Source organism: Streptomyces tibetensis (assembly GCF_007655005.1).
GTDB lineage: Bacteria > Actinomycetota > Actinomycetes > Streptomycetales > Streptomycetaceae > Streptomyces > Streptomyces tibetensis.
Map to the genome: position 1 here is coordinate 160,925 of NZ_SZVW01000014.1, position 17,203 is coordinate 178,127.

The 17,203-nt window shown below is 73.0% G+C and carries 17 protein-coding genes; 6 read left to right on the forward strand and 11 right to left on the reverse strand.

Features of this window, described 5'->3' with window-relative positions:
- Window positions 1-185 precede the first annotated feature (185 nt).
- The 5 genes from FDO69_RS24425 to FDO69_RS24445 form a co-directional block, all read right to left on the reverse strand.
- On the reverse strand, window positions 186-422 hold the full coding sequence (locus tag FDO69_RS24425; protein ID WP_033307522.1) for a DUF6213 family protein: 237 nt from the start codon (window positions 420-422) through the stop codon (window positions 186-188).
- Between the two features lie 25 nt (window positions 423-447).
- Window positions 448-1,833, reverse strand: coding sequence for an NADP-dependent succinic semialdehyde dehydrogenase (locus FDO69_RS24430; RefSeq protein ID WP_104781996.1), 1,386 nt, complete (start codon window positions 1,831-1,833; stop codon window positions 448-450).
- A 76-nt stretch (window positions 1,834-1,909) separates the two neighbouring features.
- Window positions 1,910-2,368: an NUDIX hydrolase gene (locus FDO69_RS24435; RefSeq protein ID WP_104781997.1), complete on the reverse strand. Its 459-nt coding sequence runs from the start codon at window positions 2,366-2,368 to the stop codon at window positions 1,910-1,912.
- On the reverse strand, window positions 2,365-3,903 hold the full coding sequence (locus FDO69_RS24440) for an ATP-dependent DNA ligase (RefSeq protein WP_104781998.1): 1,539 nt from the start codon (window positions 3,901-3,903) through the stop codon (window positions 2,365-2,367). The genes FDO69_RS24435 and FDO69_RS24440 overlap by 4 nt, the downstream gene beginning before the upstream one ends.
- A gap of 136 nt (window positions 3,904-4,039) precedes the next feature.
- Complete coding sequence (locus FDO69_RS24445) at window positions 4,040-5,089, reverse strand: NAD(P)/FAD-dependent oxidoreductase (protein ID WP_234388063.1); 1,050 nt, start codon at window positions 5,087-5,089, stop codon at window positions 4,040-4,042.
- A gap of 77 nt (window positions 5,090-5,166) precedes the next feature.
- Between FDO69_RS24445 and FDO69_RS24450 the strand changes: the two genes are divergently transcribed.
- The 6 genes from FDO69_RS24450 to FDO69_RS24475 all read left to right on the forward strand — a co-directional run bounded on the left by FDO69_RS24450 (window position 5,167) and on the right by FDO69_RS24475 (window position 10,545).
- Entirely contained in the window at window positions 5,167-5,739 is a 573-nt protein-coding gene (locus FDO69_RS24450; RefSeq protein WP_104781999.1) for a helix-turn-helix domain-containing protein, read from the forward strand.
- Between the two features lie 129 nt (window positions 5,740-5,868).
- Window positions 5,869-6,834 (forward strand): NADPH:quinone oxidoreductase family protein, encoded by a 966-nt coding sequence (locus FDO69_RS24455; protein ID WP_104782000.1) that lies wholly within the window; start codon window positions 5,869-5,871, stop codon window positions 6,832-6,834.
- Complete coding sequence (locus FDO69_RS24460) at window positions 6,831-8,012, forward strand: acyl-CoA dehydrogenase family protein (protein ID WP_104782001.1); 1,182 nt, start codon at window positions 6,831-6,833, stop codon at window positions 8,010-8,012. Before FDO69_RS24455 ends, FDO69_RS24460 begins: the two co-directional genes overlap by 4 nt.
- On the forward strand, window positions 7,991-9,091 hold the full coding sequence (locus FDO69_RS24465) for an acyl-CoA dehydrogenase family protein (protein ID WP_104782002.1): 1,101 nt from the start codon (window positions 7,991-7,993) through the stop codon (window positions 9,089-9,091). Before FDO69_RS24460 ends, FDO69_RS24465 begins: the two co-directional genes overlap by 22 nt.
- A 202-nt stretch (window positions 9,092-9,293) precedes the next feature.
- On the forward strand, window positions 9,294-10,157 hold the full coding sequence (locus FDO69_RS24470; RefSeq protein WP_104782003.1) for a phosphatidylinositol-specific phospholipase C/glycerophosphodiester phosphodiesterase family protein: 864 nt from the start codon (window positions 9,294-9,296) through the stop codon (window positions 10,155-10,157).
- Between the two features lie 193 nt (window positions 10,158-10,350).
- Window positions 10,351-10,545, forward strand: a complete 195-nt coding sequence (locus FDO69_RS24475) for a hypothetical protein (protein ID WP_104782004.1) — start codon at window positions 10,351-10,353, stop codon at window positions 10,543-10,545.
- Window positions 10,546-10,547: 2 nt separating this feature from the next.
- On the opposite strand, the gene FDO69_RS24480 is transcribed toward FDO69_RS24475, so the two are convergent.
- The 6 genes from FDO69_RS24480 to xylB form a co-directional block, all read right to left on the reverse strand.
- Window positions 10,548-11,780, reverse strand: a complete 1,233-nt coding sequence (locus FDO69_RS24480; protein ID WP_104782005.1) for a phosphodiester glycosidase family protein — start codon at window positions 11,778-11,780, stop codon at window positions 10,548-10,550.
- A 127-nt stretch (window positions 11,781-11,907) separates the two neighbouring features.
- Window positions 11,908-13,122 (reverse strand): bifunctional class I SAM-dependent methyltransferase/NUDIX hydrolase, encoded by a 1,215-nt coding sequence (locus FDO69_RS24485; RefSeq protein WP_104782090.1) that lies wholly within the window; start codon window positions 13,120-13,122, stop codon window positions 11,908-11,910.
- A 3-nt stretch (window positions 13,123-13,125) separates the two neighbouring features.
- Complete coding sequence (locus FDO69_RS24490; RefSeq protein WP_104782006.1) at window positions 13,126-13,524, reverse strand: luciferase domain-containing protein; 399 nt, start codon at window positions 13,522-13,524, stop codon at window positions 13,126-13,128.
- Window positions 13,525-13,643: 119 nt separating this feature from the next.
- Complete coding sequence (locus tag FDO69_RS24495; RefSeq protein ID WP_104782007.1) at window positions 13,644-14,243, reverse strand: N-acetylmuramoyl-L-alanine amidase; 600 nt, start codon at window positions 14,241-14,243, stop codon at window positions 13,644-13,646.
- Window positions 14,244-14,469: 226 nt separating this feature from the next.
- Window positions 14,470-15,678 carry an ROK family transcriptional regulator gene (locus tag FDO69_RS24500; RefSeq protein WP_104782008.1) on the reverse strand — a complete coding sequence of 403 codons (1,209 nt, stop codon included), beginning with the start codon at window positions 15,676-15,678 and terminating at the stop codon, window positions 14,470-14,472.
- Between the two features lie 15 nt (window positions 15,679-15,693).
- The gene (xylB, locus tag FDO69_RS24505; protein WP_104782009.1) at window positions 15,694-17,139 is read right to left on the reverse strand and encodes a xylulokinase; all 1,446 of its coding nucleotides are present in this window, start codon (window positions 17,137-17,139) and stop codon (window positions 15,694-15,696) included.
- Between the last annotated feature and the right edge of the window lie 64 nt (window positions 17,140-17,203).

Below are 17,203 nucleotides of genomic sequence, written 5' to 3' on the forward strand. Positions count from 1 at the left end.
AAGGCTCTTGGCCCCCCGGTCAGAAGGTGGTTCACCGCAAGGGTGGTCCCCTCACGATCACCCGCCGGTAGGCCGACTTCGCGCGGAGCTACTCCGTACCGGGGACGTCGCGTTCCGCACCCGGTCGAGTCAGGTGAATCGAGAGCGCGGGGAACCGCACGAGCACCACCAGGCACCCGCACCACTCAGGTCGCGGTCCCACTGCTGTGCGCGATACAGGCCACATCGATCCGGTCGGCCAGCTTCGCCAGCTCAATGGCCAACTCGGCGACCGTGTCCTCGTCCAGCCCCGACTCCCCGCCCTCCACGAGCCGCACCCACCGCCCCCCCACCGTCCGCAAGAGCTTGCTGACATCCGCCGCAGCCACCTGCAGGGTCCCGCGGTCGTCGACGATCAGAGGCAGAGTCACTTCGCGGTTCACAGACGGGATCGTAGCCCCGCAACACTCACGCACCATGCCAAACAGTGGTGATGTTGCAGAACTCGCGGATTCCGTGCCCGGACAGCTCACGCCCGTACCCGGACCGCTTCACACCGCCGAACGGGAACGCCGGATGGGACGCGGTCATGCCGTTGAAGAACACCCCGCCGGCCTCCAGGTCGCGTACGAACCGGTCGACCTCCGCCTCGTCCCGCGTCCAGACGTTCGAACTCAGCCCGAACGGGGAGTCGTTCGCGATCAGCACGGCCTCGTCCAGGTCGGCCGCCCGGTACAGCGTCGCGACCGGCCCGAACGCCTCCTCCCGGTGGATCCGCATCTCGCGGGTGATGCCGGCCAGGATCGTCGGCGTGTAGTACCAGCCCGGCCCCTCCGGCCGTTCGCCACCGCACAGCACCTGGGCCCCGCTGCGCACCGCGTCGTCGACCAGTTCTTCCAGATCGCGCAGTCCCTGCTCGCTGGAGAGCGGGCCCACCTGGGTGTCGTCGGCCATCGGGTCGCCGACCGTCAGCGCCTTCATGCCTTCGGCGAACCGCTCGGCGAAGGCGTCGTAGACGTCCGTGTGCACGATGAACCGCTTCGCGGCGATGCAGGACTGCCCGTTGTTCTGCACCCGTGCGGTCACCGCGACCTCGGCGGCCCGGTCGATGTCGGCGGAGGGCATGACGACGAACGGATCGCTGCCGCCCAGCTCCAGCACCGTCTTCTTGATCATCTCTCCGGCGGTGGAGGCGACCGCGCGGCCCGCGGGCTCGCTGCCGGTGAGGGTGGCGGCCTTGACCCGCTCGTCGCGCAGGATCTCGTCGACCGCCCCGGAGCCGATCAGCAGGGTCTGGAAGGTGCCCTCGGTGAACCCCGCCCGGTGGAAGAGGTCCTCCAGGTAGAGGGCGGTCTGCGGGACGTTCGAGGCGTGCTTGAGCAGGCCCACGTTGCCCGCCATCAGGGCCGGCGCGGCGAAGCGGACCACCTGCCACAGCGGGAAGTTCCACGGCATCACCGCCAGCACCGGGCCGAGCGGCCGGTAACGCACCCGTACGCGTGAGGCGCCGGAGTCCTTCACGTCGGAGTCGGCGGGTTCCTCGTCGGCGAGCAGTTCCTCGGCGTGGTCGGCGTACCAGCGCATCGCCTTGGCGCACTTCGCCGCCTCGGCGCGGGCCTGCTGGATCGGCTTGCCCATCTCGGTGGTCATCACGCGGGCGATGTCCTGCTGGTCCTCTTCGAGGAGGTCGGCGGCCCGGTGCAGCAGCCGGGCGCGCTCGTCGAAGGTCGTCGTCCGGTACGTGCGGAACGTGGCCTCCGCGAGCTGGAGCCGGCGCTCGATCTCCTGCTCGCCCATGGCCTCGTACGTCTTGAGCGTCTCGCCGTTCGCCGGGTTCACCGTTGCGATGGGCATGACCGACCTCCCTCGGAGCGGGCTGTGTCTCGACCTTCCCGCGCGGCGGAGGGGACCGCAACGCGGGAGTGTCTCCTCAGTGCGAGTGCTCCGCCAGCCGGTCGAGAAACGCCGCCTGCGCCTTGACGATCACGGCGCGGGCCCGGTCCAGGCCGAACCAGGCCACCCGGTCCAGTTCGGGGAACTCCTCCAGCCGTCCGGACCTCGGCGGCCACTCCATCCGGAACGTGCCGGGCGTGATCGTCGCCGGGTCGAGGTCCGCCCGGACCGCCCAGGCTGTGACGATCTTGCCGCCTGTCTGCCGGACCTCGCCGAGGTCGATGGCCTCCCCGTCGGGCGGGGGCAGCCCCAGTTCCTCCTGGAACTCGCGGCGGGCGGCCTCCCAGGCGGGCTCGTCCGGTTCGTACTCGCCCTTGATCACGGTCCAGGCCCCGGCGTCGCGCCGGGCGAAGAACGGGCCGCCCATATGGCCGAGCAGCACCTCGATGCCGTCGTCGGTGGGGTGGAAGAGCAGCAGGCCGGCACTGCGCCTCACGGCTTCACCTCGGGGTGCGCGGCGAGCAGCGTCTCGACCGTGTCGGCGTCCTCGGGGCGCTTGTCCTCCCGGTAGCGGATCACGCGGGCGAAGCGGAGGGTGACGCCGGCCGGGTAGCGGGTGGAGCGCTGCAGTCCGTCGTAGGCGATCTCGACGACGAGTTCGGGGCGGACCCTCACCACGTGGTCGTCGGTCTCGACGGCGAGCTGCTGGAAGCGTTCGGTCTGCCAGGTGAGCATCGCGTCGGTCATGCCCTTGAAGGTCTTGCCGAGCATGGCGAGGCCGCCGTCGGCGGTGCGGGCGCCCAGGTGGAGGTTGGAGAGCTTGCCGGTGCGGCGGCCGTGGCCCCACTCGGCGGCCAGGACGACCAGGTCGAGGGTGTGCACCGGCTTGACCTTCAGCCAGGACGCGCCGCGCCGCCCCGCGCTGTAGGGGGCGTCGAGAGCCTTGGCCACAACGCCCTCGTGGCCGCGCTTCAGGGTCTCGGCGAGGAACTCCTCCGCCGTGGGCGTGTCGCCGGGCCCGGACACCAGTGTGCGCCGCACCCGCATCGGCTCCGGCACCAGCCGGGCCAGCTCGGCGTGCCGCTCGGCGAAGGGCAGGTCCAGCAGGTCGTGCCCGTCGACGGACAGCGCGTCGAAGAAGACGGGGGAGACCGGCACCGCCCGCGCGGCCGTCACCACGTCCGTGCGGGAGCCGACGCGGCCGGCGGTCTCCTGGAACGAGCGGGGGCGCCCGTCCGCGTCGAAGGAGATCACCTCGCCGTCCAGGATGAACCGCTCGCCCCGCAACTCCAGCGCGGCGGCCGTCACTTCGGGCAGGCGGTCGGTGATGTCGTCGAGGGTCCGGGTGTAGAGCCGCACGGTGTCGCCGTCCCGGTGCACCTGGACGCGGATGCCGTCCAGCTTCTCCTCCACCGCGCAGACGCCCAGCTTGTCGACCGCCTCGGCCACCGAGGAGGCGCTGTGCGCCAGCATGGGCAGTACCGGGCGGCCGACGGTGAGACGGAAGCGGTCGAGGGCGGCGGGCCCGTCCGCGAGCAGCGCCTCGGCCACCGCCTGGAGGGAACCCGCGAGCATCACGGCCCGCCGCACGTCCGCGGACGGCGCCCCGGTCGCCTGGGCCAGCCCCTCCACCGCCACCGCGTCCAGGGCGCCCTGCCGGACCTCGCCGGTGAGCAGCCCGAGCAGAAAACGCTGCTCCTCCTCGGTGGCGGCGCTCATCAACTCCCCGACCAGCCGGGCCCGTTCCGCCTGGGAGCCGGGGCCCGACACCTTGGCGAGCTCGGCCAGCCGGGCGTCCACCTCCCGCACGGTCAGGCCCGGCTCGGAGGCCGGCGCGACAGGGCGGCTCAGCACCTTCCAGCCGACGCCGATCCGGCCCTGTGGCAATCGTCCCGCCAGGTACGGGATGACGATCGGCACGTCCTGCGCCTCCGCGTCCCGGAAGAGCTCCGCGAGCAGGGCCGTCTTGCGGGACCGCGCCGAGGTGGCGGCGACCTCCCGGGACACTCGGGCCAGCCGGTGCAGCAGCATGCAGCCATGGTGCACCGGAGGCGGTGCCTCTACACCTGGGCGAGGGCGTCGAGGCCGGTGGGGGCAGGTCCGCGAGGAGGGTCGGTGCCGCTCCTCCCGGGCGACGGTGGGAGGTCCGTCATGGGGGCCGTTGCCCTTACCCCCGGGCGACCGCGTCGAGGTCGGTCATCAGCAGATCCCCGACGATCGCCGACGCCGCCCGGTATCCGCCGCTCGCCGCGTGGACGACCTGCTCGGCGAAGCCGATCGCGTTGCCCGCGGCCCACACGCCCGGCACGGTCGTCAGCCCGGTCGGATCGACCACCGGATATGCGCCGAACGGCGTCTCGTGCAGCTCGGCGCCCAGCCGCTCCAGCAGGCCGGTCCGCGGAACGGCCCGGGGTGCGAGGAACAGCACCGAGCGAGGATGCGTCGTGCCGTCCGTGAGCCGGACGCCCGTGAGCCGGTCGTCCTCCACCACCAGCCCCGCGACCTCCCCGGGCACCATCTCCACCCCGGCCGCAGCGAGCCGCCGTAGATCCTCATCCGACAGTTCGTCCTCGGCAACCGTGTGCAGGAAGAACCGCACGTCCTTCGACCACTGGGACACCATCAGAGCCTGGTGCACACTCGCCGGACCGGTGGCCAGCACCCCGAACGGCTGGTCGCGCACCTCCCAGCCGTGGCAGAACGGGCAGTGCAGCACGTCCCGGCCGAACCGCTCGGCCACCCCGGCGACCGCGGGCAGCTCGTCCTTCAGCCCGGTCGCGACGACCAGCCGCCGGGCCCGCACGGTCCGGCCGCCGGCCAGCACGACGGTGAAGTCCTCGCCCTGCGCCACGGTGAGGTCCTCGCCTTGCGCCACGGTGAGGTCCTCGCCTTGCGCCACGGTGAGGTCCTCGCCTTGCGCCACGGTGAGGTCCTCGCCCTGCGCCACGGTGAGGTCCTCGCCCCGAGTCACCTCCACCACCCGGTCCCGCACCAGCTCCACGCCGTAGCGTGCGATCTCCTCGCGGCCGGCCGCCAGGAACTCGGCGGGCGGCATGCCGTCCCGCGTCAGGTAGCCCTGCATGTGCGCGGCGGGCGCGTTGCGCGGCTCGCCCGCGTCGACCACCAGCGCGCGGTGCCGGGCCCGCCCCAGCACCAGCGCGGCGGACAGGCCCGCCGCGCCCCCGCCGATGACCACCACTGCGTACTTCTCGGTCATGTGACCACCTCCGCTGCCGAGCGTCGCCCCGGCCCTGCGGGATTGACAAACCCCTTTGCCGAACCTGCAATACAGCCATGACGACGGACGAGGTACTCGCGGGCGTGGGCCCCCGGCTGCGGCAGATGCGCAAGGACCGGGAGGTGACCCTGGCGGCGCTCTCCGAGACCACCGGCATCTCCGTCAGCACCCTCTCGCGGCTGGAGTCCGGCCTGCGTAAACCCAGTCTGGAACTGCTGCTGCCCATCGCGCGCGCCCACCGGGTGGCGCTGGACGAGCTGGTCGGGGCGCCGCCGGCCGGTGATCCGCGGGTGCGCTCCAAGCCGATCGTGATGGGCGGCCGCACCCACTGGCCGCTCACCCGCCAGCCCGGCGGCCTGCAGGCCTACAAGGTCCTCGAACCGAAGCGCGAGCAGGAACCGGATCCCCGGACGCACGAGGGCTACGAGTGGCTGTACGTGCTGTCCGGGAGGCTGCGCCTGGTGCTGGGCGAGCACGACGTGGTGCTCACGGCGGGGGAGGCCGCCGAGTTCGACACCCGGGTACCGCACTGGTTCGGGTCGGCGGGGGAGGGGCCCGTGGAGTTCCTCAGCCTGTTCGGGCCGCAGGGCGAGCGGATGCATGTGCGGGCCCGGCCCAAGGGTGCGTGACCCGGCGTGACCCACGGGTGAAACCGCTGCGCGGGACTTTGCCCGAAGACTGTTCCCTGATCGGCAAGCGACCGCTTAGTATGCGAACCGACCCCGGTCAGACGAAGCAGTCCCCCGTGGAGGCCCCGCATGCAGGCATGGCAAGTGCACGAGAACGGCGAGCCGGGCGAGGTGATGCGGCTCCAGGACGTCGAGCCGCCCACCCCCGGTGACGGCCAGGTCCTGCTGAAGGTGCGCGCGGCCAACATCAACTTCCCGGACGCCCTGCTGTGCCGCGGCCAGTACCAGGTCAGGCCGCCGCTGCCGTTCACCCCGGGCGTGGAGATCTGCGGCGAGACCGAGGACGGCCGCCGGGTGATCGCCAACCCGGCGCTGCCGCACGGCGGCTTCGCCGAGTACGCCGTCGCGGACGCCGCCGCGCTCCTGCCCGCGCCCGACGCCCTCGACGACGCCGAGGCCGCGGCCCTGCACATCGGCTACCAGACCGGCTGGTTCGGTCTGCACCGCCGGGCCGGTCTGGAGGCCGGCGAGACCCTGCTCGTCCACGCTGCCGCTGGAGGGGTCGGCAGCGCGGCCGTGCAGCTCGGGAAGGCCGCCGGCGCCACCGTCATCGGTGTCGTCGGCGGCTCCGGGAAGGCAGCCGTCGCCCGCGAGCTGGGCTGCGACGTCGTGATCGACCGGCGCTCCGAGGACGTCGTCGCCGCCGTCAAGGAGGCCACCGGCGGCCGGGGCGCCGACGTGATCTACGACCCCGTCGGCGGCGAGGCCTACACCCAGTCCGCCAAGGTCGTCGCCTTCGAGGGGCGGATCGTCGTCGTCGGCTTCGCGAGCGGCACGATCCCCAGCCCCGGCCTGAACCACGCCCTGGTGAAGAACTACTCGATCCTCGGCCTGCACTGGGGCCTGTACAACACCAAGAATCCCAAGCTGGTCCAGCACTGCCACGAGCAGCTCACCGAGCTGGCCGCCCGGGGCGCGATCAAGCCGCTGGTGAGCGAACGCGTGCCGCTCGGCGGGGCGGCGGACGCCGTGCAGAAGGTGGCGGACGGCCTGACCACCGGCCGCATCGCGGTCGTCATGGAGGAGGCGGCATGACCGACGCCGAAGAACTGCGCACCCGTACCCGGGAGTTGCTGGCCGCCCACCCGCCGGCCTCCACCGACCGCCTGGACTTCCTGCGAGCCCGCTTCGACGCCGGACTCGCCTGGGTGCACTACCCGGAGGGCCTCGGCGGGCTCGGTGCTCCCCGCTCCCTGCAGGCCGTGGTGGACGCCGAGCTGGAGACCGCCGGAGCGCCCGACAACGACCCGCGGCGCATCGGCATCGGCCTCGGCATGGCCGCGCCGACGATCCTCCAGTACGGCACCGAGGAGCAGAAGCGGCGCTACCTCCGGCCGCTGTGGACGGGCGAGGAGGTCTGGTGCCAGCTGTTCAGCGAGCCGGGCGCCGGGTCCGACCTCGCCGCGCTGGGCACTCGGGCCGTGCGTGAAGGCGACACCTGGGTCGTCAACGGGCAGAAGGTCTGGACGTCCAGCGCCCACGTCGCCCGCTGGGCGATCCTCATCGCCCGCACCGACCCGGAGGTGCCCAAGCACCGGGGCATCACCTACTTCGTGTGCGACATGACCGACCCGGGCGTCGAGGTGCGGCCGCTGCGGCAGGTCACCGGCGAGGCCGAGTTCAACGAGGTGTTCCTCACCGACGTCCGCATCCCGGACGCGCGGCGCCTCGGTGCGGTCGGCGAGGGCTGGAAGGTCGCGCAGACCACCCTGAACAACGAGCGCGTGGCCATCGGCGGCATGCGACTGCCCCGCGAGGGCGGCATGATCGGCCCGATCTCGAAGACCTGGCGCGAGCGGCCCGAACTGCGCACGCACGACCTGCACCAGCGGCTGCTGAAGCTCTGGGTGGAATCCGAGGTCTCCCGCCTCACCGCGGAGCGGCTGCGCCAGCAACTCGTCGCGGGCCAGCCCGGCCCCGAGGGCGCCGGCATGAAGCTGGCCTTCGCCCGCCTCAACCAGGAGATCAGCGGCCTGGAGGTGGAACTCCTCGGCGAGGAGGGCCTGCTCTACGACGACTGGACCATGCGGCGCCCCGAGCTGGTCGACTTCACCGGCCGCGACGCCGGCTACCGCTACCTGCGCTCCAAGGGCAACAGCATCGAGGGCGGGACCAGCGAGGTCCTGCTGAACATCGTCGCCGAGCGCGTCCTTGGTCTGCCCGCCGAACCGCGCACCGACAAGGACGTCGCATGGAAGGACCTGGCCCGGTGAAGAACGAGCGCGACCTGTTGTATTCGGAAGAGGAAGAGGCGCTGCGCGCCGCCGTCCGCGACCTGCTCACCGACCACTGCGACGCGCCCGGCGTCATCGCCCGCACCGAGTCGGACACCCCGCACCACCTGGCCCTGTGGAAGGCCCTCACCGAGGGCATGGGTCTGGCCGGCCTGCTGGTGCCCGAGGAACTCGACGGCCAGGGCGCCACCCACCGCGAGGCCGCCGTGGTGCTGGAGGAGCTGGGGCGCGCGGTCGCGCCCGTGCCGTATCTGACGAGCGCTGTCGTCGCCACCGAGGCCCTGCTGGCCTGCGGCGCCGACGACCTGCTCCGCGACCTCGCGACCGGGGCGACGATCGGCGCCCTCGCGGTCGCACTGAACGTCGCGCCGGACGCCGCCTACCGGGTCGTCCGGCACGAGAACGGGCTGCTGCACGGCGAACTGACCGGCATCGCGGACGCGGCCGTGGCGAACGTGCTGCTCGTCCCGGCCGACGACGGCGGTCTGTACGCCGTCGACGCCACCGCCGCGACCGTCACGCCCCGGACCTCGCTGGACCTGACCCGGCCGCTCGCGACCGTCACCCTCGACGGGGTGCCGGGCCGCCTGCTGGGCGACGCCGAACCCGCCGTACGCCGAGCCCTGCGCGCCGGTGCCGGGCTGCTCGCCTCCGAGCAGTTCGGGCTGGCCGAGTGGACGCTGACGGAGACTGTCCGCTACCTGAAGGAGCGCAAGCAGTTCAACCGGCCCGTCGGCGGCTTCCAGGCCGTCAAGCACCGGTTGGCCCAACTGTGGCTGGAGGTCGTCAACACCCGCGCGGCCGCCCGCAACGCCGCCGACGCCCTGGCGAACGGCGAGGACGTCGACGTGGCCGTCACCGTCGCCCAGGCGTACGCGGCACCCGTGGCCGTGCGCGCCGCCGAAGAGGCCCTGCAGCTGCACGGCGGTATCGGCATGACGTGGGAGCACCCCGTGCACCTGTACCTCAAGCGCGCCAAGGCCGACTCGATCGCCTACGGCACGCCGGGCGCCCACCGGGGAGCCCTGGCCGCACTGGTCGACCTCCAAGCCCCCTGACGTCCCTCTTCACAACTCCGGGAACTCCCGGGCGAGAACGCGGACAGGCCCGTCCCACCAGGGGCGGGCCTGTCCGCGTGCCGGCCCGGTGAAGTGAACCCGTGGCGGCAGTCCGGCCAACTCCGTGCGCAGGCCTGCTCCTTGAGCTGTACGGCCCCCATACTCGCAGGGTCCCCGTACGGCATCTCCAGGGAGGCAGAGCATGGCCCTCACCACCCGTCGCACGGCCCTCACCGCCCTCGGCGCGGCCCTCGCCGGCTCGATCGCCCTGCCCGCCACCCCCGCGCCGGCAGGCGAACGCACGCACGCGCGCCGCCCGTTGTGGCGCGCCCACGCCCACAACGACTACGAGCACCCCCGCCCGCTGTTCGACGCCCTCGACCACCGCTTCGGCAGCGTGGAAGCCGACATCTACCTCGTGGGCGACCAGCTCCTGGTCGCCCACGACCCCGAGGATCTGGACCCGTCCCGCACCCTCGAGTCCCTCTACCTCGCCCCGCTCGCCGCCCGCGTCCGGGCCCAGCACGGCTCGGTGTACCGGGGGTACCGTGGATCGCTGCAACTGCTCATCGACATCAAGACCGAGGGCGCCTCGACGTACCGTGCACTCGACCGCCGGCTCCGGCGCCACCGGCACCTGTTCACCACATACGCCCACGGCCGCGTCCACCGCGGTCCGGTCACCGCCGTGGTCTCCGGTGACCGCGCGGCCCGCACGCCCATGGAGGCCCAGGCCGTCCGGCGCGCCTTCTACGACGGCCGCCTCGCCGACCTCGGCAGCCCGGCGCCCGCCTCCTTCGTGCCGCTGATCAGCGACAACTGGACGCTGAACTTCACCTGGCAGGGCATGGGCCCCTTCCCCGACGCCGAGCGCCAGAAGCTGCGGGGCATCACCGAGGCCGCCCACAAGCGCGGGCAGCGGGTGCGGTTCTGGGCCACCCCGGACCTGGCCGGTCCCGCCCGCGACGCGGTATGGGGCGAACTGCTCGCCGCCGGCGTCGACCACCTCAACACCGACGACCTCGCCGGCCTGGAGGCGTTCCTCGACGCCCGGCGGGCGGCTTAGGGGTCCTTGCACTACGAGCGCCCGGGTCGGCGCGACCTCATCGGGCGCTCATAGTGCAAGGACCCCTTGAGAGCGGCAGCAGGACACCACACGTTCGGCGGACACGTCAGCTGCCCGGACGAACCCTCCGCTACGCCACACTTGCGGCCGAACGCCGTGAACCGGACGTGACGGCGTGGCGGAGGAGTTGACGATGGCCATTTCCATCTCTGTGGTGCTGCTGCTCGCGATCCTTGCGGTGATCTTCCTGCGCAACGGCGGGCTGAAGGTCTCCCACGCGCTGGTCTGCCTGCTGCTCGGCTTCTACCTTGCCAGCACGAGCATCGCCCCCACCATCCACAGCGGCATCACGGCGACGGCGGAGATCGTCAGCGGTCTGCGGCCCTGAGCTCACCCCGAGAACACGCCGATGCCGTTCGGGACAAGGCGTTCGGCGCCGCCGCTGGGGTGGTTGCGCACGGAGACCGTGCTAGCGCCCGGCTTCCGCGCGACCAGCGTCGATGATCCGCCGCCGTCCAGGCTGAAGGCGTCCTGTGCGCCCAGATCCCGCATGGCGGCGGCGACTTCGGCGATCGTCAGGCCGCTGCGGTAGGCGGCGGCGCCGTCCAGCGCGAGCAGAAGTACCCGGCGCCCGCCGTCGGCGATCCCCACAGCCGTACGGACGGCCGAGGTCGTGTCGTCGAGCCCCGGCAGCGGCTGCCCGCCCGAGAGCACCGGGTAGCCGCCCAGGGCGAGCCGGTACGCGACGCCGTCCGCCGCCACGAGGCTGTGCTCGATCTCGACCGGTTCACCGGTGGAGAACTTGCGCAGCTGCTGGGCGCCCGCCTCCCGGCCGACCAGCACGGTGGTCCCCTCGGCGATCGGGCCGCTGCCCGGGGTGTCGGCGGCCGAGACGACCTTGCCGTCGCGCACCGCCACCTCGTAGGTGTCCGTGCTGCACGGGGCGGCGCGGTCCGTGTCCGTGCCGCAGGTGGCGCGCACCCGCGACACGCTGCCCCACTGGGAGGTGAACGCACCGACCGACCCCTCCGGCAGCGCGTACTGATTGAGGCCGCCGAGCGGCAGCTGCGCCTCGGCCGTACTGACCGAACCGGCCAGCGCCAGCCGGTCCAGCCGCGCCCGTCCGTCGGTGCCGACGCCGAAGACGTCCTCGGGGGTCGTGCCGGGCGGCAGCTCCGGCCCGAAACGCTGCCCCTTCGGCACGGCCGCCTTGAGCATCCGCCCGGTCGCGATCGCCGGACCCACACTCGCACCGGTCGCCTCCACGCCCGGATGCTGCGTCTCGGTGATGTTGAAGAAGTCGCCGTTGACACCGGCGACCGCGCCCTGGGTGTCCGCCATCGCCGAGACCCGCGCGCGTGCGGCCACGACCCCCGGGTACAGCAGATCGACCCGTACCTGCGGGTTGCCCAGGTCGACCCTCAGCACATGTGCGTGCGTCACCCCCCTCGCCGCCTGGATGTCGAACTCCTCGTACGTCACACCCGGCGCGACCCGTCCGCCCTTCTGGACGGCGCCGGCCGGAGCCGCACCCGCCAGGCCCGCGCCGACCAGCGCGCCGAACGCCGTGAGAAACGCCAGTACCGCTCTGCCTGCTCCCCGTCGCCTGCGACGACCTGCCACCGTGCCCCCTGATGCCTCGTCAACTGTCGGGACCCTCAGAGGCAGTGCACCAGACACCACGGTCCGGCAGGGCGGCTGAGCGCGCACTACGCGGGAACGGCTGAAAAAACGCACCCCTCTGGGTGCTTCAGCTGTCACCCGTTCCGGTGTCGCACGCCGTGACATGCGCCGGTGAGTGGTCGACCGGCAGCCCGGGCCGCCACACATGTGCCGGCGTGTGGTCGATCGGCAGCCCGGGCCGCCACAGGGTGAGGGCCTGCGCGCTGCACACGAACAGCTGCTCCGGCAGCCGGTCCAGGGCGAACCACCGCCAGCGGCCCACGCTCTCCCCGGGCTGATCCGACGGCTCGCCCCGCCAGACGGTGACCCGGGCGGCCACGGTCATACGGACGACACCTCCCGCGTCGTCCAGCAGCGTCCCGAGCAGCCGGACGTCCTCGGGCCGCGCCACGAGCCCCGTCTCCTCACCGAGCTCGCGCACCGCCGTCTCCTGAAACGACTCCCCGGGCTCCACCGTCCCGCCGGGCAGCTCCCACGTCCCTCGCCGGTGCCGGCCCAGAAGCAGCCCGCGCGGCCCGTACAAGACGGCACTTACGCCGAGCGCGGCGTGCGCGGGCGGCGGCTTGTCGACGCGTGGCCGGGAGGACACCCGGACGGGCCGGGTCACCCGGAAGAGCCGGTAGGAGGCCCTGTTGCCGTCCTCCGGGGCGTCGAGGACGTCGATCCCCTCCACCCGTAGCCCGTACTCGGTCAGCAGCGCCGTCCAGAGCTCCGGGGCGAGCACCCACATGCGGACGGTGACTTCACCGCCGTCCGCGAGGCGCAGGGTCTCCGGCCGGGCAGCGACCCGGTCCGACGGCCCGTCACCCCGGCTGTTGGTGTGCAGCACCGTGAAGCAGAACCTGCCACCCGGCTTGAGCGCTCCGGCGAGGGCGGGCAGCAGCCGGTGCGGATCGATGTACGGGACGGCGTTGACGGAGTAGACGACGTCATACGGCTCGGCCGTGAGCAGGTGCTCCACCGCGTCGGTGAGGACCAGCCGCAGCCCGGGCAGTGAGCCGTAGCGTGCACGGGCCCGCTCGAACTGACCGGCCGAGGCGTCGACAGCGTCCACCAGTGCCCCGTGGGCCCGCACCAGATGGGCGGCGTGCCGGGCCGGACCGCAGCCGAGGTCCAGCACCCGCCGACCCGTCAGCTCCCCGAGGACCTCGCTCCCGGGTCCGCCGCCCGCGAACCCCCAGTCGATCCGGGCCGCCTCGGGCAGCGCCGTACCTCGTCGCAGATGGTGTGCTCCGTACGTCTCCCACGCCTCGGCGTTGACCGCCTCCGGTTCTCCCCTCAACACTCAGCCGCCCGCCACGGTGTCACGCGGCAGCACCGTGACCCGGTGGAAGTTGCACCCGGCGAGCCTCGGTCCGTCCTCGTCGGCCGGCGGGGCCTGGTGAGCCTTGAGGGCGATGCTCATCAGACTCAGCAGCAGATCGATGTCCGCCTCGCAGTCGAGGTGGACCGTCACCCAGCTCGATCCGGGCAGCAGGTGGATCGCGCTCGAACCCGCGAGGTCGTAGTGGAAGCGCTGTATGGCCCGGCGGGTGAGGTGGAGGTCGACGTCCCGTGAGGAGTGGAAGTGGACTATCTCGTCACGGACGGAACGAAGCGCCCTTCCGGTGCCGCAACTCGCCGGGCCCGCCTTGAGGTCGGGCCAGGCCTGCAGGCGCTCCATGGCGCGCTGGGCCAGAGTCATGGCCCCATCGTCGCCTGCTCACCGGTCCGCAACCAGAGGTTGAGCGATTTGTAACCGGGACGTGAGGTGGACGGCCAGGGGGTGTCCGGCATTTCGGGCGGACTCGAAGAGCTCGGTCCTCAGGCCGACTTGACGAGTCTGAGGTAGCGCTTCCAGTCCCAGTGCCTGCCCGGGTCGGTGTGATCGCTGCCCGGGACCTCATGATGGCCGATGATGTGCGCGCGGTTCCTCGGGATGCCGTGCCTCCGGCAGATCGCCGCGGTCAGCCGGGCCGAGCGCTCGTACATGACGTCGGTGAAGTATCCGGGCCGGTCCACCCAGCCTTCGTGCTCGATGCCGATGCTGCGGGTGTTGTAGTCCCAGTTGCCCGCATGCCAGGCGATGTCGGACTCGCGCACGCACTGTGCGACCCGCCCGTCCGAGGAACGCACCACGTAGTGTGCGGACACCTTCCTTTCGGGGTGGCGGAAGACGGACAGGGTGCCGGAGTAGGTCGTCTGCGCCACGTGGATGATCACGTAGCGCAGCGGATGGGCCCGTGGGCGGTTGGACGGCGTGTAGTTGCTGCGGCTCGCCGGTCGCCACGCCGCTCCTGGGTGATCGACGACCTGCGGCCGGGCGTCGGCCCGGGTGCCGGAGAGCAGGCCGGTCGGTACGGCGGCGAGGGCGGCGCCCGCGAGGATGCCTCGCCTGCTGGGGAAAAGGGTGGTCTGTGGCATGGGCGTGTGCCTTCCGGGTTCGACAGGAGGGTGTCTCTCGCGCGACTGCGCGGAGCTGCGGCCGTTGCGATCGCGGCCCGCGTGATCAAGCTACGACGCCCGGCGGCCGGCCCGGAGAGAGCGGCTCGATTCGGTGGACGGGCCCCCGGTTGTGGACAACTCCCTCACCCGGTCGGGTGGTCAGGGGAGAAGGGGGAGTGCCTGCGACCGGTGTCGACGCGCGACTTCAGGCCTGTCCGGCGAACGCCGCCGGGTCGTCCAGCACCGCCCGGATCACCGAATGGGCGGCCCCCAGCAGCGGCCCCTGAGGGCCCAGCCGCGACACGGACACGGGGCAGGCGGGACCTGCCGTCCGGCGCGCGAGTTCGTCCTGGAGCGAGGGCAGCAGCCAGGGCGCGAGCCCGGACAGTTCGCCGCCCAGGACCACGCTCTCCGGGTCGAGCAGGTTGACCGCCCCGGTCAGGGCCACGCCCAGGGCCGTACCCGCGTCGCGCAGGGCACGGCGTACGTCCTCGTCGCCCTGCGCGGCGCGACCCGCGAGCAGCCCGACCCTGTCCTCATCGGGTTCCAGACCGGCCGCACGCATCACGGCCTCCTCGCCGGCGTACTGCTCCAGGCAGCCCCGCCCGCCGCAGGCGCACTCCGGCCCGTCCGGCCGGACCGGCATGTGCCCCAACTCGCCCGCGAAACCACGCGTTCCGCGCAGCAGCCCGCCGTCCACCACGACCGCCGCGCCGATACCGATCTCCGCCGAGACGTGCAGGAAGTCACGAGGTGTTCCGTCACCCAGCCAGAGTTCGGCGAGGGCACCGAAGTTGGCCTCGTTGTCCACGGTCAGCGGGATGTCCGCCGGCAGCAGCGGGGCGAGGTCCGTGTCGTGCCAGCCGAGGTTCGGGGCGCGCACGACCGTCCGGGCGTCGCGCGCCACCAGTCCCGGCACGGCCAAGGCGAGTCCGGCCGGATACAGGCCCTCGCCCTCCGCCTCGTCGACGACCTGCCGGATCAGGTCGGTGAGCTCGGCGAGCACGGGCCGAGGGGAGCGGCCTCGGTTCGCTCCCTGCCGTATCGCCCGCGACCGGGTCGTGCCGCGCAGGTCGACGGCACAGACCGCGAGATGGTCGACGCCCACCTCCGCGCCGATGCCGGCCGGACCGCGTCCGCTCACGGTGAGCGCGGAACCGGGCCGTCCCACCCGGCCGGGCCGCTCGGGCCCCAGCTCTTCGAGGAGCCCCGAGCGGATGAGTTCGTCGACGAGCGTCGAGACCGCCGCCCGGGTCAGGCCGATCCGCGAGGCGACCGCGGCCCGGGACAGCGGCCCCTCGGCGCGGACGGTGTGCAGGACACGGGCGAGGTTGCGGCGGCGCATGCCCTGCTGGGTGTCGGGCAGCGCGCGTCCCGGCCCGGCGGGACGCGCCTCGTGCAGCGGTGCGGTCATGCCTGACGCCAGTCCTCAGTCGGTGTCCGTGGGCCGCTCCAGCAGCGGAGCCGCGTCGGAGAGTACCCCGGCGATCCTGGCCAGCGTCTCCTGGTCCCGCTCGACGGCGTCGAGCACCGGCCCGGCCGCCGTGTCCCAGCGGCGCGCGACCGCCGCCGGATCCTCCCCGGTCAGCAGCCCCGCCGCCTGCGCCGCGGCGCCGAGGGCGACCAGTTCTCTGGCCTCGGGCACCTGCACGGGGCGCCCCGACAGCCGCCGCACGGTCTGCTGCCAGGCGGTGCCCCGGGCGCCACCGCCGATCAGCAGCAGCGGTTCCGAGGGGTCCGCGTCCTCGTCGAGGACCAGGTCGAGCGCCCCGAGCAGGGAGTGCACGGCACCGTCGTAGGCAGCCTGGAGCAGCTGGCCCGCTGTCGTGTCGTGACGCAGGCCGTGCAGCAGACCGGAGGCGTTCGGCAGGTTCGGGGTGCGCTCGCCGTCCAGGTAGGGCAGGAGCGTCACGGCCGTGCCGGGCTCGACGGCTTCGCGGTCCAGGCCCAGCAGCGCCGCCACGCGGTCGACGGCGAGCGTGCAGTTCAGGGTGCAGGCCAGTGGCAGCCAGTCGCCGCGGGCGTCGGCGAAACCCGCCACCGTGCCGCTGGGGTCGGCGGGCCGCCGCTGCGACACCGCGTACACCGTGCCCGAGGTGCCGAGGCTCATCACCGCAACCCCGGGACGCACCCCGAGGCCCAGCGCCGCGGCGGCGTTGTCGCCGGTGCCGGGCGCGACCAGCGTGCCCTTGGAGAACGGCAGGTCGTGGCTGTCGCGCACGGTGCCCGCGATCTCGCCGGGCCGGACCACTCGCGGCAGCAGGGCCGGATCGAGCCCCACGTGCGCCAGGATCTCCTCGTCGTAGGCCTCCGTCCGGGACGCCCACCAGCCCGTCCCGCTGGCGTCGCCGCGGTCGGTCGTGCCCTGTCCGGTGAGCCGCTCGGTGAGGTAGTCGTGGGGGAGGCGCACGGCCTTCGTGGCGCGTACCGCCTCCGGCTCGTGCTCGGCCAGCCAGGCCCACTTGGTGACCGTGAAGGAGGCCGCGGGGACGCTTCCGGTGCGTTCGGCCCAGAACTTCGCTCCGCCCAGCTCCTCCGTCAGCCGACGGGCCTGGGGGGCCGAACGCACGTCGTTCCACAGCAGGGCGGGCCGCACCGGCTCGCCCTGGCGGTCCAGCGTGACGAGGCCGTGCTGCTGCCCGCCGACCGACACCGCGGCGGCCTCGTGAGCCGCCTCCCCGCACTGGTGCAGGGCCTCGCACAAGGCGTCCCACCACTGACGCGGATCGGTCTCGCGCCCGGCTCCCGAGGAGACCGTGTGCGGCGCCTGGCCGCTCGCGACCACCCGGCCGGTGGACGCGTCGACGACCAGCGCCTTGGTGGACTGGGTGGACGAGTCCACACCGACGACGAGCGGACCCTCGGCTGCTGACATCGGGCTTCTCCCTACTGCGCGCGGCACGTGACTCCGTTCGGAGGCACCTTGTCTCTTCCCAGAG

Coding starts and splice junctions, on each gene's coding strand:
- FDO69_RS24450 (WP_104781999.1), top strand. CDS start 5,167: ATGACGACGGACGAGGTACTCGCGGGCGTGGGCCCCCGGCTGCGGCAG.
- FDO69_RS24490 (WP_104782006.1), bottom strand. CDS start 13,524: ATGACTCTGGCCCAGCGCGCCATGGAGCGCCTGCAGGCCTGGCCCGAC.
- xylB (WP_104782009.1), bottom strand. CDS start 17,139: ATGTCAGCAGCCGAGGGTCCGCTCGTCGTCGGTGTGGACTCGTCCACC.
- FDO69_RS24455 (WP_104782000.1), top strand. CDS start 5,869: ATGCAGGCATGGCAAGTGCACGAGAACGGCGAGCCGGGCGAGGTGATG.
- FDO69_RS24460 (WP_104782001.1), top strand. CDS start 6,831: ATGACCGACGCCGAAGAACTGCGCACCCGTACCCGGGAGTTGCTGGCC.
- FDO69_RS24440 (WP_104781998.1), bottom strand. CDS start 3,903: ATGCTGCTGCACCGGCTGGCCCGAGTGTCCCGGGAGGTCGCCGCCACC.
- FDO69_RS24445 (WP_234388063.1), bottom strand. CDS start 5,089: ATGACCGAGAAGTACGCAGTGGTGGTCATCGGCGGGGGCGCGGCGGGC.
- FDO69_RS24495 (WP_104782007.1), bottom strand. CDS start 14,243: ATGCCACAGACCACCCTTTTCCCCAGCAGGCGAGGCATCCTCGCGGGC.
- FDO69_RS24470 (WP_104782003.1), top strand. CDS start 9,294: ATGGCCCTCACCACCCGTCGCACGGCCCTCACCGCCCTCGGCGCGGCC.
- FDO69_RS24430 (WP_104781996.1), bottom strand. CDS start 1,833: ATGCCCATCGCAACGGTGAACCCGGCGAACGGCGAGACGCTCAAGACG.
- FDO69_RS24465 (WP_104782002.1), top strand. CDS start 7,991: ATGGAAGGACCTGGCCCGGTGAAGAACGAGCGCGACCTGTTGTATTCG.
- FDO69_RS24500 (WP_104782008.1), bottom strand. CDS start 15,678: ATGACCGCACCGCTGCACGAGGCGCGTCCCGCCGGGCCGGGACGCGCG.
- FDO69_RS24475 (WP_104782004.1), top strand. CDS start 10,351: ATGGCCATTTCCATCTCTGTGGTGCTGCTGCTCGCGATCCTTGCGGTG.